Consider the following 14947-nt stretch of genomic DNA (forward strand, 5'->3'; position numbering starts at 1 on the left):
GAAAAGAAAAGCTTACACTTAAACTATCAGGTTTCAGCATATTAAAATCACTTTCAGCAAAAATAGAATAAAGCGAAATCGCCTCGTGACTGGCAAAAGAACGGCCTCGAGCCAGGCAAAGAACCGCCTGTCTCTGCGATGTTAATTTCACAGATGCTTTCCTTTGTGTCCCTGCGATGATTATTCTGAGGAGCTTTCCTTTGTGGTCATCGCCGTACAAAATGGAGGGACTTTGAGTGAGATAAAGTGAAACTTCCATCAGCGATTTTTGCTGATGGTTAGTCGCGCAAAGCCCGATTGATTTTTCTAAGGGCTGAAGCCCTAAGAAAAATCTTATTTCACGAATCGGACCTTTAGGATCTGTTGCCGACGGAGGAGGCTTACTGAGCCTTTTAAGAGTGGGATAAAGGAATCACGAAGAGCGACAGCGCATTCGTGCGTGACTTATCGCAGGGAGGAGACCTGAAGTTTGCGCACGCGTAGGCGCTCCTGCTTTCCTTGTGAAGCTACACTTAGACACACTCACCTTATCTACATAAAATGCATCGCGGACGACTGCCCGCGATGCTTTCTTTATAGAAGAACCCAAAAGATCTCATCACACCTACTTACGATGATTATTTCCTTCCAAAAGGTTTGACGATTAGAGGTTCGCAAAAAATTTATTTGTTGCCAGCCCACATATGAAGGAGACTGTCTGATTTTGGCGAATTATTCTTTTACTGATATGTAAAGTTGGGGGATTTTCATGAATGTTGCCATTCAGCATATATTGCTTCAAATTCTTATGGTTCTTTTTCCAATCATCCTGTATCTTGCCTTAACAAGTGAACGGAACCAACCTGAAAAAGGAAATCTCCTTTGGGGTATCGCTTGTACTGCAAGTATAGCCCTATCCATGCTTTTCTCCATTAATATTCACGGTGTACTTCTGGATATTCGTCTGGTCCCTTTATTCCTCTCTTTTTTGTATGGTGGAACCCTTATTGGTGTTAGTGTAACAGCGTTCACCGCGGGACTCCGCTTCATAGTTGGTGGTGCTGGAGCAGAGGAAAGTATCATTCTCCTGCTAATGTTAGCGTATATTATTTTCCAATTTAGCAAGACTTTTCATTCTTCTCCAATCAAAAAGAAACTATCCTTAAGTACTTTATTTTTTGTCATTGTAACATTTGCTTATTCAGTTGTATGGTCTGTTGCATTCAAACAGGGGATCTATCCACTTGGAGTCTTTTATTTAGTTGTCTATATTTTTGCCAATGTCCTGACAGTCTGGCTTGCCATTCATTTATTGGAAACTTTCACGTTAAAAAGAAAACTGGTCGGAGAACTGCATAGAAAAGAAAAAATGGAAATTGTCGGTCAGCTTGCTGCAAGCGTTGCCCATGAAATCAGAAACCCCATGACGAGTGTGAGAGGCTTTATCCAAATCCTTCAGAATGCTGATAATATTACATCCGATCAAAAAAATTATCTTACTGTTTGTATTACAGAACTGGATCGTGCCAATGAAATTATTTCAGATTATCTTTCGTTAGGAAAAAAAGAGATAAATGAGCATTCTCTGATTGAAATGAATCTTGGGGCAGAGGCAAGGCATTCCGCTAAGTCATTAACCTCTTTTGCAGCACTTCAAAATGTTGCCCTTGTAGTGGACATAAACGAAGAAGCATACATCTTGGGCTTACCCGGCCGGATAAGGCAAATGTTCATAAATTTAATTAAAAATGGAATTGAAGCGTCGGATTCCGGTGGTACTGTTTCTATTAGCCTGCAAAAAAGCCATGATAAGGCTACCATTTTTATTTCGGACAATGGTCAGGGAATGGATGAGGATCAGATAAAAAATCTGGGGCTTCCCTATTATTCCACAAAAGAAAAAGGCACAGGCCTCGGCCTGATGGTCACCCTGCAAATCATTACGGAAATCGGCGGCACCTGGACCGTCAGAACCGAGAAAAATAAAGGAACTACCTTTGAATTGTCCTTTCCACTCTTTATCCAGAAGTCAATATCATCGTCCTGATGAATAGGCCAGGCTTACCAACTACATTCGAAAAGCTGTCCATAACTATATCAAGAATTAACGATAGCTTGACTCCATACCGAAATTCTTAGGTTAGAAATATACATGTATTTATTTCTTTTTATTGCAAAGATTAAGAGTAAAAAGTGAGGGATATTACATGGGACTTTTCAATGAATGGAGACGAGCAAGGAATGAAAAACATAAATTGAAGATGCGGGAGGATAACCGCTGCCCGATCTGTAACGGTAAGGGGTTCGTATTATACCGTGGATTTGATTATGTTATGGATTCTTTTGACTGCGCGGGCTGCAACGGAACTGGTTTATTTTCAGAATGGGAAGATGTAGCGGAATAATTAAGCCTCCCAACTTCTCCCTCTTATGTTATTGGCAAAAGGGAACGATATACTACCCTGTGGTCACCAAAACACGCTTTTGGTGACCTTTCGTTTTTATCATAAGAATAGCCTGCGAACGCAGTCGCAGTGCAGACTATTTTTTTGCCTATTAATCTAGTGATTCTAGGTTTTAGTGGATTTTTAGAAGAATAGGATACAAGCCCTGACAGCTTGTACGAAAGCGAATAGTATACAGTATCAAAAGAAGAGAGGAGGGAATAACATATGTTCTTTTCAAACGATGATATTGCAGGGCTTTTGGAAGCTTGCCGCAGAGGGTCTGATGTTGGCGGAGCCCAGGATGACCGCCGCAAAAGGCGAAATCGCGTTGGTGGCGCAGAGGATGACAGAAATGGCAAACGCCGGAATCGCTCCAATGAAGATGTTGCAGGAATATTCGATGAAAATTTCCGCGTAAGGGTCAACGCTTCCATTGATGGAGACGATTTCTGCCGTGCAGTCCGCCGCTGTTTGATCAGGGATCTCGTTGGCGGCCTTCGGGACGACAATGATGACAATGACAACAGAGACCATCATAATTGCAAATGCAGGAGATAAGTTTGGGCCAAAACGAGAAGCCGGGGCTGGCAGTTTGCCCCGGCTTCTTGTTTCTATGTTCCGCAAAAAGTTCGATACGGCTGACTGGAAGCAGGTGCCAGCTTGCAGTACTCTTCCTGTTCCGGAGAATGTGCAAAGGGATTGGATAGTGCTATTAGCAGCCTTTCCATTACACTGAAGTCTTCCTCTTCCACAGCAGCTTCAAGCGCTTCCTCTACTCGGTAGTTCCTCGGGATTACCGCCGGATTGCTGTTTCTCATCAGCTGATGGGATTCTTCCTTCGTCTGTTTCTGTCTTGTGCGCCTGGCCTCCCACCGCTCAAGCCATTCGGTAAAGTCCGGGTAGCCTTTTAGGACAGACTCGTCTGTTTTTCCAAAGGTCAGGGCCCGGAATGTATTTGTATAATCAGCCCAATAGTTTTTCATCATGCTTAGAAGTTCGTCGACTAGCATCTCGTCTTCCTCTTCTTCGTTAAACAATCCGAGTTTCTTCCGCATCCCTTCTATCCAATAGGAATGGTGAAGCTTGATATACCCCGCAATCTCTTCCTGGGCAATATCGACAGCCTTTTCCGTGTCATCATGAAACAGCGGAAGCAAGGCCTCAGCAAGCCGTGCCAGATTCCAGCCGCCTATATATGGCTGGTTTCCATATGCATAACGGCCTTCCCTATCTATTGAGCTGAATACAGTTGCAGGGTCGTAGACATCCATAAATGCACATGGCCCATAATCAATCGTTTCACCGCTAATTGTCATGTTGTCTGTATTCATAACACCGTGAATAAAACCGACTAGCTGCCACTGGGCGATAAGCGCCGCCTGGCGGTCAATCACCGCTCTCAAAAAAGCTAAGTATTTATTTTCACCATGTTCTAAATCTGGATAATGGCGATCTATAGCATAATCAGCCAGGGTGCGAATCTCATCCTTTTCTCCCGCCCCAGCAGCATATGTGAAAGTACCGACACGTAGATGGCTGGCAGCCACACGAGTAAGAATGGCGCCAGGAAGTTCAGTTTCCCTGTATACCGCCTCTCCTGTCGAAACTACAGCGAGGCTTCTTGTCGTTGGGATTCCGAGAGCGTGCAGTGCTTCGCTGATAATATACTCCCGAAGCATTGGCCCAAGCGCGGCACGGCCGTCACCCCCACGGGAATAAGGTGTCCGTCCAGAGCCCTTTAGCTGGATATCAAACCGTTCTCCATTGGGAGTAAGCTGTTCACCAAGCAATATCGCCCGGCCGTCCCCGAGCATGGCGAGATGCCCGAATTGATGGCCCGCATATGCCTGGGCAATGGGGTTAGCGCCAATGGGAAGCTTATTACCGGAAAAAACCTCAGCGTCTGTTTCAAGTTCCTTTGGATTGAGTCCGAGTTCTTCCGCCAGCTGCGGATTGAAAACAACAATTTTCGGAGCCTCAACCGGAGTTGGTTCCTGTTTTGTAAAAAAGAACTCAGGAAGGCGGGCATAGCTATTATCGAAGTTCCAGCCTTGATTTTGTGTTTGTTTAGTCATCGTAACTCCTTTCAGATACTATGTGATCTACTACCAACCTTAAAGCAACCCAGGGACAAAATCACGTTTGACAAGAATAAGTTCTCCTTTGCAGAGGAATTCAAGGCCAAATTACCTTTAAAAACAAGTCTCTGGCAAGAAGTTTAAGGCTCGCCTCTGAAAACCTGCATTAGTCCTGGCCAGACAGTTTAGGGACTTTCACCTCTCAAAACCACCATTGTCCTCTTAAAAAGTATATTAAACATCCCTTCTACCACATTAATACCCCCCACACACCTTTTTAGCAAATTGCTGTTACTTTTTCAGGCAGTTGTTGAACTTTAATTTTTCCTAACATCAGATGAATCATCGTAATCATAGCGGAACCCATCGTTCTGTGGAGAAACACTGTTGCCCATTTTTTTATTTTTGTTGTCATGTTTGTTTCCTCTGCCGGCTTTCCCAGCGGATTTATTATTTTTGTCCATATTCCTGCCCCTTCCAAGTGAGGTTCTCCCTGATAGCTTTCCCTTGCTGGCTAATTATCTATGTAATGGTCTTAGAGGATTAACGAAACAAAATTAAAATTCAAGAAGAAGCTTAAAGCTTACCAGGACCCTATCAAAAATCGTTTGGGTGGCCACAAGAGCAAAACAGTTTCTAAGAAACTCAGGAAATGTAATTTGCTTTTGTTGGACAACATTTATTTTTCCGCCAAAGACATATACATCTTAAGAAAACGTGTGCGGGAGGGATAAAGAATGGACAATATTGAATGGAAAGTCAGCGATCCATATGTGTTTCAAACGCTGTCCGGGATTGTTGGCTCACAGATTGCAGTTGAGACAGTCAGAGGCTCAGTACGAGGCAGGCTTGCAAACGTCCAGCCTGACCATATTGTGGTGGAGTTCGGGGGAAATGCTTTTTTCATTCGGACAGCCCAAATTATTTGGGTCGTGCCAAATCCACAACAGGTACTTGTATAAAATGGCTCTTCTAAGTCCGACCGAAAAAATACTTACTTGGGGGTGGCCCACATGATGAAACGCATCAACAAGCTCCAGATTGCATTACCGATCCCCGAACACGGTGATCCCAATGCAGCCGCGGCCGTACAGGAACTGATGGGCGGAAAATTTGGTGAGATGTCGACGTTAAACAATTATATGTTCCAGTCATTCAACTTCCGTGGAAAAAAAAGATATAAACCCTTTTATGACTTAATCGCAAGCATCTCTGCTGAAGAATTTGCCCACGTCGAACTTGTTGCCAATACAATCAACCTGCTCTCACATGGCAACACATATGCAACAGATCCAGATCTGGCTCCACTACAGATTGGCAAGGATGCAAGATACTCGCTCCACTTTTTATTGACACCGCAGGCAGCCTATCCCGGAGATAGCATGGGACGGCCCTGGAATGGTGAATTTGTTACGAATACAGGGGTGCTTGTCCAAGACCTTCTCCATAATTATTTGCTGGAAATCGGCGCTCGGATACAGAAAATGCGCGTATATGAAACGACAACAAATCCAGTTGCGCGTGAATTGACCGGCTTTTTGCTAGTGCGCGGCGGAACCCATATTATCGCCTATGCCAAGGCTCTAGAAATGGCAACCGGAGTAGAAGTAGGTAAAATGCTGCCGGTGCCGGACCTTGATAATTATAAGTTTGACCATGCCAAAAAATACATGGAACAAGGACTGCATAATGTCCTATATACATGGGGTGAATCGGAATATAGGGACATTGCTCAGATCTGGAAAGGTCCAAATCCTGAAACAGGGCAGCCGCTCCAGGTAATAGATGGATGCCCTGAAGGAGCCCCTATCCCCGACTTCGAAGAAAAACCGGAAGAATTTGCACCAGGAATCGACCAGGACGACTACCAGCGAATATTAAAAAGACTGTTAAGCAATATGTAACTATTGTCTCCAGCCCAGCAGACCCGAATGGATATTCCATTCGGGTTGTTCACATTTTCACAAGGGGTCTGACCCCTTTGTGTAATTCTACACTTAAGGCAACAAGGTGAGTACCGCGAAGAAGTGCATGATACTGCCTGCAAGTACGAATATATGCCATATTGCATGGTGGTAATGGAACGCTCGCCATACGTAGAAGATGGCGCCCACTGTGTATAGGCCACCGCCAATAATTAAGAACTTAAGCCCTTCTGCTGTAAGATTGGCAACGAGCGGCTCCCAGGCAAACACGATAAGCCAACCCATGACCACATACAAGACTGTCGACGGTATAACATACTTTTTAACAAAGAAAGATTTAAACACCGTACCAGCGATCGCTAGTCCCCAAACAACTCCAAACAACGTCCAGCCAAGCGCTCCCTTGACCGCAAGGAACAGAAATGGCGTGTAGGTTCCTGCTATAAAAAAGTAAATGGACGAATGGTCCAGCACTTCAAATACATCCTTTGCCTTTCCCGGCGGAAAACTATGGAGCAGCGTAGATGAAGTATATAGAATCACCATTGTGACTCCAAAAATCGTAAAGCTGACCACATGCCATGGGGTTCCTTCCATTGCTGAAAAAACAATCAAAATGGTTAGAGCCGCAATGCTTAATACAAAGCCAATCCCATGAATGATGGCATTTGCGATTTCCTCACCTTTAGTAAAAACATGGGTTTTCAATTTCTTGCCTAACCTCCTTGAAAAGTGCAATCTATAAAGTGCCACCTTTTCAGCCTCTAGTTACTGGCATCACAAGTCCTTCATCGACCTGCCGGCGTTTCACTTTCCATATAATTTGTTACCCAAAACCTTGCCTGATTAGTTCATTCTTTTCTCATCGAAACTGGAACAGCTGTCAGCTTCTATTATAATCATATAACAATTTTGTCGGTTAACCGAATGCTTTTTGTTACATATATGTAAAAGGGCAGCCGATTTTTGTACGGCTGTCCCTTTCCTGTTTGTCCACTTTTCGAATCTCCTTAGTAAAGTTCGGGCAAAATATCTTGGCCAGTTATTCCTCTGAATACCCGAAAATGAAAGACAAAGTCATCAAATAAGACCGGCTTTTCCCTATCAAAGCTATACCAGGAGAAAAACGATTCCAGCAGGCTCCGGTCCACCTTGTCCAATTCGCCGGATACAAAAAGTGGATATTTCAGCTTCTTATACAGTTCTCCATGCCCGTACAATGAAAACACATCCGCCATTTCCTCTTCTGTCATCCATGCCCCTCCTTCGTCAGTCATTCTCCATACGGTATGCAGTATGACTAAAAAGGGAGCGGTACATGCCTTTTTTTAAAAAAAATGGGTCGTTGCGGGAATTAAAGGACAGCGCGGAAACACTTTATAACTGGTTACAGTATAAATATAGTCGCTTTTCACTAACACTACTCAGACACTTACTAGTGAGTCAGCCAAATTAAATGGCCGTTACTCAGATTAGTACTAAAACACTTCGTTGCTATTCAAGAATTAAATTTAGCAACTTTTCAAGTCCTCGCACTAAATTTAATATGGTAACTTTTCACCAACTGGTCTAATGTCCACTAGTCCACGTCACACCTTTGAACAAGGGCTCTATCACCATTTTCCGCACACAAAAAGGACTGCTTGTTTATACTATTATGTACAACTCTCAAAGAAAGGAAAGATACCGATGACTAAGAGACAACCGCCTAAGGATGTATATGAAGCAATCAGAAATGCCGGTTTCAAGGCAGAAATGCAAATCAACCAGGCAATCTTAAACAGCTTGAACAATGGAAGGCTCGTCAATACTGCAGCGGCCATTTCAAAAGCTCATAGAAAACTCAAGAATCTACTACAACAGCCACAGACCCTTTTTACACAAACCACTACTCATCCATCACATACAGCCAACAAGGACGACAAACCCACAACTAACCAAACAACCACACAAGTTGCATCCACTCGTAGAAGAAAACGATCCAAGCAATCAAAAGCTGCACTACTCGCACAATTCAACAGAATGCTCGAAAATCAGACAATCCCTGGGAGGAGGCAGCCCCAGTGACAAACTGGCCAGAAAAGGAATATAGGCGCTGGAAGAATTTGATCAGCGTCTGGACAACACCCGAACCCGAGGTGGGCCTAACTCCCAAAAGCGCTGTCTGGAAAAAAAACAAAGCCACACTCTGGTATTACCGTTCCCCCAAGAAACGCTATGCAACTCCTTTGTTTCTGGTCTATTCTCTCGTCAACAAAGCATTCGTTCTCGATATGGCACCAGGCGGCAGCATGATTGAAAGCTTCATCGAGAATGGCTTTGATGTCTACTTGCTCGAATTCGGATCCCCTGACTACAGCGACAAGGATATTACTGTTGATGAATATGTCATCGACTACATCCAGCAGGCCGTACGCAAGGCGCTGCACCACTCCCGGGCAAAGGACATAACTGTTATCGGCTACTGCCTAGGTGGCACACTAGCCGCTATTTATGCCTCCCTTGCCACTGAACCAATCCGAAACCTGATAATCTGCGTTGCTCCTCTCAACTTTGCCGAACCCCCTCTTTATGATAAATGGGTCGACGCCATCAGGAGAGGAGACCTCGATGTCGACGGGCTTCTGCACGCGACTGGTTTCATTTCGCCTTCGATGATGAAATATGGCATGCGCATGGCAAGTGCCCCCGTCTACTTCAGCCATTATTTGTCGTTATTAAACAAAGCGTACGATGATGAGTATGTTAATCGCTGGCGCCGCTTCAACAATTGGACAAACGGGCACGTAGGGTTCTCCGGCGCAGCACTTAGGCAGCTGATGAACGACCTTGGCAAGGACAACAAATTCATCAACCGTAAACTGATGATTCAAGGTCGAAACGCAGACCCCGCCAATATTACAGCCAATCTGCTTGTCGTTGCCGGAAGCCAGGATCGGCTCGTTCCCGAAAACATGAGTAGGGACTTCATCGATCTGGTCTCAAGCAAAGATAAAACCTATACCCTTGTCTCTGGCGGCCACACCACCCTCGCTGTCAAAGATAAAGGGCTCCCACAATTCCTGGAAGATTGGCTCCCCAAGAGGTCCGGGGCAAAGTAGGAACTGTTCACGTCTGCCGGGATAATCCTAAATCAGGGATGGTTCTAATTTACTAGAAAAATCAGGGACGGTTCTCCTCTGCAATAGAACCGTCCCTTTGTATTTTTGTAACAAATCTCTAACGAAATTGTAACAAAACTGGCCATCTCAATCTGCCGTCAACCCCGATTTTCTTGAAAATTTTGGTTTGCTTGCTAGATTCCGAGAATAATACCACCGCAGTAAAATTATTCCAACCTATTACAAAATCCTTTTATACCAACTATTTTCCTCGAACTCTTCTGCGTGGGTAAAATTACCCATGAACCGTTTCTAGATTCTTCCTGAAATATGACAAAAAACCTATGTTACTATAAAGTTGCTTGCAGGACATATGGCTTACACCAAGCAAATCATACTACAGGAGGAATCCCAATGATAAACAAGAAAAAGGTAATTCTGTCCTTTGCAGTTGCTTCAGCTCTTTGGATGAACGGTCAAGCACCAACAAAAACAGAAGCAGCATCGCTTAACCCAACAGTTCAAAAGCATGTTTACGTATATAAAAGCAGCGATATTAACGATATTAATAATTTGATAGAAGATACCCTAAAGCGTTATGGCTTTACATCTTACCTTAAGCAGGCAGCTCCAGTACCAGCCGTACCTGCTCCAGCAAAAAAGGCTGAAAAAGCTCCAGCACCTGCAAAGCAGGCTGTAAAAACACCTGCAAAGCCAGCCGCACCTGCTCCAGCAAAGCCTAAAGCAGCACCAGCACCAGCTAAGGCTCCTGCAAAAGCAGCAGCGCCAGCACCAGCTAAACAGGCTGCTCCGGCTCCTACTAAGCAGGCATCAAGTGCATTGAGCGCATATGAGCAACAAGTTGTAACCCTAACTAACCAGGAACGTGCCAAAGCAGGCCTTCCAGCTCTTAAGATCGATGAAAACCTTAGCAAAGTGGCGCGCGAAAAATCACGCGACATGGGTGCGAAAAACTATTTTAGCCACACAAGCCCAACATACGGTTCACCATTTGATATGATGAAGCAATTTGGCATTAGCTATCGTACAGCTGGTGAGAACATTGCAATGGGACAAAGGACTCCACAGGAAGTTGTCACAGCGTGGATGAACTCTGAAGGCCACCGCAAGAATATCATGAATGCAGACTTCACACATATCGGTGTTGGTCATATTGAAAATGGCAACTACTGGACACAAATGTTCATCGGAAAATAATTATAAAGCAGAGAGGCTGTTTCCCACGACGGAAACAGCCATCTTTGTTTACGTTTGAGCCCTTTAGCGCAATAAATAGCCAAAAGAAAGAGCCTTTACCTTTCCGGCAAACACTCTGATTATTGTATGTATAATAGATGAAAATAATAAAATTGCTTATGTATCAATTAGGCCCAATTCCTGCGCTTTCACAACAGCTTCAACTCTAGTTTGTACGCCCAGCTTTTGAAAAAGATGTGTCAGGCTATATTCCAGAGAGCGCTGGCCAAGAAAAAGCGATTGTGCTATATCTTTGTTCGTCTTACCGCGAATGAGTTCCTTTAAAATCAATTTTTCTTTGTCACTGATGGATACCCGTTCCTTTTTAGTATCCTGCTTCTTTGATTGTTTTGCCCCATAATAGATTTCCCTTAATAATGAGGCTGGCATAACTGTTTCCTTATTTAACGCACAGCGAATGGCTCTTATGACTTGATCCTTTGAGGCAGTTTTTGAAATATGACCGATTGCTCCCGATTCCATCAATAAGTCAAAATGAGGAAGAATTTCATAGCCTGAATAAATTAAGATATTTGCATCCGGAAGTTTAGCCAAAACCCTTTTACATAATTCAAATCCATCCATTTCTGGCATTTGCAGGTCAAAAAGCATTACGTCGAACGAAAGCTTATCGACGATTTCCAATGCCTGGGAACACGAGGTTTCAATATGTACCTTCATATCTTTTTCTTTTTCAATGATTAGTTTAGTTCCCTCACTAACCAGTGGATGATCGTCAACAAGCAATATATGAATCATTCAAACACCTCATACCATTCGCCTCTTCTAAACTTTTATGTTCCCAATCGGAATTGATATCAACAAGTTGACACCTTTCCCAGGTGAAGAGTACAGTTCAATTTCACCGTTGATACTATCAACTCTTCTCTTTATTCCGGATAAACCAATATGGTCAAACGAATCCACCAAATTTTCAAACTTCATACCGACTCCATTATCACTGTAACTGAAGTAAACAGTCCTATCAATACTGGATATGCAAAATTCGACCTTTGTCGCATTCGAATGCTTTCTGGCATTTGCCAGCAACTCCTGGGCCACACGATATATCGTAATCATTTCTTCCTCATTTAAATCATGGTGCAGCCCCGTATGATCAAACTCAATCACAAATTGGACATCTCTTTCAGTTTGTGAAAACAGGGTTTCGAGAGCTTTGATTAATCCAACTTCATTTAAATATGGAGGGCGGAGATTGTTGCATGTAACTCGAATTTGACGGATGACATCCAACATGCCTTCCTCTATTGTGTAAAGCTCATCTTCTAAATCGCCAGGAATGTCCCATTCAGAACGGAGGGATTGAAGTTTGCGGTACCAAAGAATTTGATTTTGTAATACAGAATCATGTAAGTCGGCCGAAAGCCGCGCTCGTTCCTTTTCTGCGAGAAGAAACAATAGCCTCATGATCCATCTCGGAGCCAGCTTATCCTTCGTTTTTCTCTCAAGTTCCTTAATCATTTCTTCAAGTGTATACAGATTTTCATACAGTACACTGACATATCTCGAAATTGTTTGAAGCCAAATTTTTTTATCATAAATGGACGTTGCCGCCTTACTTTTTTCAATGCTTAAAACAATGATCCGTTCGTGGATTTCACCAATTTTAATAATCCAGCCCATTTCAAACTCAACAATACTCCCAATTTGCGCAGTTTCATCAAAGTCCTGTAGAACTGCTTCGTGTAAGTCGGCCGAACCACCTGTACAGCGGTAAAGATTTAGACGATCATCAATCTCCAGGATATGAATGCCCTCCTGAAGGCCTAAAATTTCCTGGAGTTCCAAAATAAGCCTGGACTCCAAATCTGAGATTTTCATTACTTTTGATAAATCCTTGGAAAAATGATCAAGGCTTTCCTGCAGGATGCGATAATGTTCTTCACTCTCTTTTAGCTTTTCCTCTGTTTGTTTTACATCGGTAATATCTACAAGAATCCCCATCATCTTGGGGGTATCCCCATTCTCCCCTAAGATTGGGGTGCTTGATAGGTGCAGCCAGCGAACTTCAGTCTTATTTTTAATAATCCGATAATCAAATTTTATTGGATTATGTCCAAAAGCTTTTACCTTTTCCTTCACAAACTCGATGTCTTCGGGATGAATAATTTCATCACGGAGCAATGCCCGATTTTGGAAAGCCTCTTCAGAATAGCCAAATATATTTTCCATGCCTAGGGAGACAACCAGTTCCCCTGTTTTACTGTCGCGAATCCATATTGCCGCATCGACATATGCCAGTAAATCTTGGAGCTGCTCTCTTGTCTGAAACAATTCTTGTTCGATTTGCTTCTTTCCTGTCGCATCTCGTGCCGCTATGATGACACAAGATTCTCCCAAATATTGAATAGGCGCAGTCGTAATTTCATATTCTATAAGTTTAGCAGTCCCTGTTTTAACTTTAAACGTGATACTCTTAAGCCTTTCACCGCTAAAAACTCTTTCTATCCGATTATGTACTTCTGATTTAGAAGGAGACAAAATAAAATCAAAAACGGATTTACCGATAATCTCATCTGAATTCTGCATACCGAGACCTGTAAGCATTGCCCGATTGGCATAAACTATTCTACTATGACTGTTTATGATTAAATAAGGATCTGGTAAATGTTCAACAAGCAATGCCGTTTCATCTTTATTTTCTTCAGCCTTCTTCAACGTTTGGCATAGACTTCGATTCTGTTCTTTCAATTTACCCATAGAAGAAGAGATAACTATAAGCAGAACAATAAGAATACAGATGATTACGATAAACCATATCTCGTTCACTGCCTACCCTCTCCTCTGCTAATACTATGCTGCAAAACCAAAAATACAAAATTCGACATCTCAGGTGCAATTATACGACATTTCCACCATTTAACCAAGATGATTAGGGCTTAAAAAATCTAAATTAAGGAAAAATGCCCCCTTTTCGGAGGCATTTTCAAAAAATTTATATATTTTTACCTAAGAAATCAGATAAATGAATCCATCGAATATCCTTTTTCCTGAAAGCTTTTTCTCATACGTAAAATGGCTTGGGAATGGAGCTGGGAAATGCGTCCCTTTGTGAGGTCAAGCACTTCTGCTATTTCTACTTGCGAGAGTCCTTCATAATATAGAAGAGTGATGACCAATCTTTCCTTCTCAGGCATTTTATCTATGCTTGCGGCAATCAGTTTCCTGAACTCGGCCATTTGCAGCTGCTTTTCATGGGCAACTGAGTTTTCATCAACGATTTTTTCTAGTCTCGTTTCCTGCTTCCCAGCGCTATCATTTTCCTTTATTTGCTCATTTAATGAAAGAAGCATCGTTAAAGACAGAACAGACATCGATTGATCAATTTCCTCAGCCGGCACCTGTAAATACTCGCTCAGTTCCTCCTGGCTCGGTGTCCTGAGTAAAGATTGCTCAAGGTCGCGCATGGCACTATTCATTTTTTTCGCCTTTTCCCTTACACCGCGCGGCACCCAATCCAATTTACGAAGCCCATCCAGCATCGCGCCTTTAATTCTCCAAAGTCCATACGTTTCAAAATTATAGCCTTTTTGGTAATCAAATTTCCGAATCGCCTCAATTAGCCCAATATAACCCATTCCCATTAAGTCTTCCTTCGGTACAACTCTGTTGGGAATACTGGCACTGATTCGATTAGCCACTTTCTCTACCAAATACATGTACTTAACAACCAGTTGTTCCTGGGATAATGAATCCTGCGTATCACGATATGATTTCCAAAGCGAATGATATTGCGCGGCTTCCTTCAAAGCGGATTTCAATTGTCATCCCCCCTTATCTATATCCCGGAACGAAATGTTCCTGAGGCGTTTTCCATTTCGAGTTTTTCCTCTTTCCCGTGAAGCAGCTCCAATGGGATTCCAGTGAATGGTTGCTCTTCCTTTTGTTCTGCGATCTCACCCGGCAAAGGAACACTTTCATTTTCTAAAAGAGTCACTTGCCTCGTTTCCTTTTCTTCAACTTTCAATAAACCTAGGACAATCTGAGCAACCCATCCTGCCATGAAGAATAGTAAAAACCCTATTCCTGCCCGTGTCAGCGAAACATGCCACATATTATTCATGTAAGAAAAAAGAAATGAGGCAGTGCAAGCTACTAAACCCAGCAATATATTTACTTTCCACTTCATTTTATTGCCC

At 43.0% G+C, this 14947-nt stretch carries 17 protein-coding genes; 8 read left to right on the top strand and 9 right to left on the bottom strand.

Features of this window, described 5'->3' with window-relative positions; genetic code table 11:
* The coding region (locus TY16_RS26795; protein WP_231505555.1) for a hypothetical protein at window positions 1-259 on the bottom strand (259 nt) is incomplete at its 3' end.
* A gap of 489 nt (window positions 260-748) precedes the next feature.
* On the opposite strand from TY16_RS26795, the gene TY16_RS03880 reads away from it, so the two are divergent.
* The 3 genes from TY16_RS03880 (at window position 749) to TY16_RS03890 (ending at window position 2984) form a co-directional block, all read left to right on the top strand.
* Window positions 749-2026 (top strand): ATP-binding protein, encoded by a 1278-nt coding sequence (locus TY16_RS03880; protein ID WP_043930445.1) that lies wholly within the window; start codon window positions 749-751, stop codon window positions 2024-2026.
* A 160-nt stretch (window positions 2027-2186) separates the two neighbouring features.
* Window positions 2187-2384 carry a methionine aminopeptidase gene (locus TY16_RS03885; RefSeq protein WP_043930446.1) on the top strand — a complete coding sequence of 66 codons (198 nt, stop codon included), beginning with the start codon at window positions 2187-2189 and terminating at the stop codon, window positions 2382-2384.
* Window positions 2385-2651: 267 nt separating this feature from the next.
* A complete protein-coding gene (locus TY16_RS03890) occupies window positions 2652-2984 on the top strand; it encodes a hypothetical protein (protein ID WP_043930448.1) in 333 nt (110 codons plus the stop codon).
* Window positions 2985-3037: 53 nt separating this feature from the next.
* Here the strand turns inward: TY16_RS03890 and TY16_RS03895 are convergent, their stop codons facing one another.
* Both TY16_RS03895 and TY16_RS03900 read right to left on the bottom strand, forming a co-directional pair.
* On the bottom strand, window positions 3038-4501 hold the full coding sequence (locus TY16_RS03895) for a protein adenylyltransferase SelO (protein WP_043930449.1): 1464 nt from the start codon (window positions 4499-4501) through the stop codon (window positions 3038-3040).
* A 320-nt stretch (window positions 4502-4821) separates the two neighbouring features.
* Window positions 4822-4968 carry a hypothetical protein gene (locus TY16_RS03900; protein ID WP_155922133.1) on the bottom strand — a complete coding sequence of 49 codons (147 nt, stop codon included), beginning with the start codon at window positions 4966-4968 and terminating at the stop codon, window positions 4822-4824.
* A 273-nt stretch (window positions 4969-5241) separates the two neighbouring features.
* Between TY16_RS03900 and TY16_RS03905 the strand changes: the two genes are divergently transcribed.
* Window positions 5242-5466, top strand: coding sequence for a YuzF family protein (locus TY16_RS03905; protein ID WP_043930453.1), 225 nt, complete (start codon window positions 5242-5244; stop codon window positions 5464-5466).
* Window positions 5467-5517: 51 nt separating this feature from the next.
* Window positions 5518-6408 carry a manganese catalase family protein gene (locus tag TY16_RS03910; RefSeq protein WP_043930454.1) on the top strand — a complete coding sequence of 297 codons (891 nt, stop codon included), beginning with the start codon at window positions 5518-5520 and terminating at the stop codon, window positions 6406-6408.
* Window positions 6409-6501: 93 nt separating this feature from the next.
* Here the strand turns inward: TY16_RS03910 and trhA are convergent, their stop codons facing one another.
* Window positions 6502-7137, bottom strand: a complete 636-nt coding sequence (gene trhA, locus TY16_RS03915) for a PAQR family membrane homeostasis protein TrhA (protein WP_043930455.1) — start codon at window positions 7135-7137, stop codon at window positions 6502-6504.
* 302 nt (window positions 7138-7439) lie between these two features.
* Window positions 7440-7682 (bottom strand): hypothetical protein, encoded by a 243-nt coding sequence (locus TY16_RS03920; protein ID WP_043930457.1) that lies wholly within the window; start codon window positions 7680-7682, stop codon window positions 7440-7442.
* A gap of 436 nt (window positions 7683-8118) precedes the next feature.
* Between TY16_RS03920 and TY16_RS03925 the strand changes: the two genes are divergently transcribed.
* The 3 genes from TY16_RS03925 to TY16_RS03935 all read left to right on the top strand — a co-directional run bounded on the left by TY16_RS03925 (window position 8119) and on the right by TY16_RS03935 (window position 10748).
* A complete protein-coding gene (locus TY16_RS03925; protein ID WP_043930458.1) occupies window positions 8119-8496 on the top strand; it encodes a hypothetical protein in 378 nt (125 codons plus the stop codon).
* Window positions 8493-9530 (top strand): alpha/beta fold hydrolase, encoded by a 1038-nt coding sequence (locus TY16_RS03930; protein ID WP_155922134.1) that lies wholly within the window; start codon window positions 8493-8495, stop codon window positions 9528-9530. The genes TY16_RS03925 and TY16_RS03930 overlap by 4 nt, the downstream gene beginning before the upstream one ends.
* Window positions 9531-9944: 414 nt before the next feature.
* Complete coding sequence (locus tag TY16_RS03935; RefSeq protein ID WP_043930459.1) at window positions 9945-10748, top strand: CAP domain-containing protein; 804 nt, start codon at window positions 9945-9947, stop codon at window positions 10746-10748.
* A 156-nt stretch (window positions 10749-10904) separates the two neighbouring features.
* Here TY16_RS03935 and TY16_RS03940 read toward each other — a convergent pair whose 3' ends face one another.
* The 4 genes from TY16_RS03940 to TY16_RS03955 all read right to left on the bottom strand — a co-directional run bounded on the left by TY16_RS03940 (window position 10905) and on the right by TY16_RS03955 (window position 14937).
* Window positions 10905-11546 carry a response regulator transcription factor gene (locus TY16_RS03940; RefSeq protein ID WP_043930461.1) on the bottom strand — a complete coding sequence of 214 codons (642 nt, stop codon included), beginning with the start codon at window positions 11544-11546 and terminating at the stop codon, window positions 10905-10907.
* A gap of 27 nt (window positions 11547-11573) precedes the next feature.
* Complete coding sequence (locus TY16_RS25070; RefSeq protein ID WP_052342584.1) at window positions 11574-13577, bottom strand: PAS domain S-box protein; 2004 nt, start codon at window positions 13575-13577, stop codon at window positions 11574-11576.
* 188 nt (window positions 13578-13765) lie between these two features.
* Window positions 13766-14569: a sigma-70 family RNA polymerase sigma factor gene (locus TY16_RS03950; RefSeq protein WP_052342585.1), complete on the bottom strand. Its 804-nt coding sequence runs from the start codon at window positions 14567-14569 to the stop codon at window positions 13766-13768.
* A gap of 17 nt (window positions 14570-14586) precedes the next feature.
* Window positions 14587-14937: a hypothetical protein gene (locus TY16_RS03955; protein ID WP_043930462.1), complete on the bottom strand. Its 351-nt coding sequence runs from the start codon at window positions 14935-14937 to the stop codon at window positions 14587-14589.
* Window positions 14938-14947 lie beyond the last annotated feature (10 nt).

This window comes from Bacillus sp. EB01 (assembly GCF_000613125.1).
GTDB lineage: Bacteria > Bacillota > Bacilli > Bacillales > Cytobacillaceae > Bacillus_D.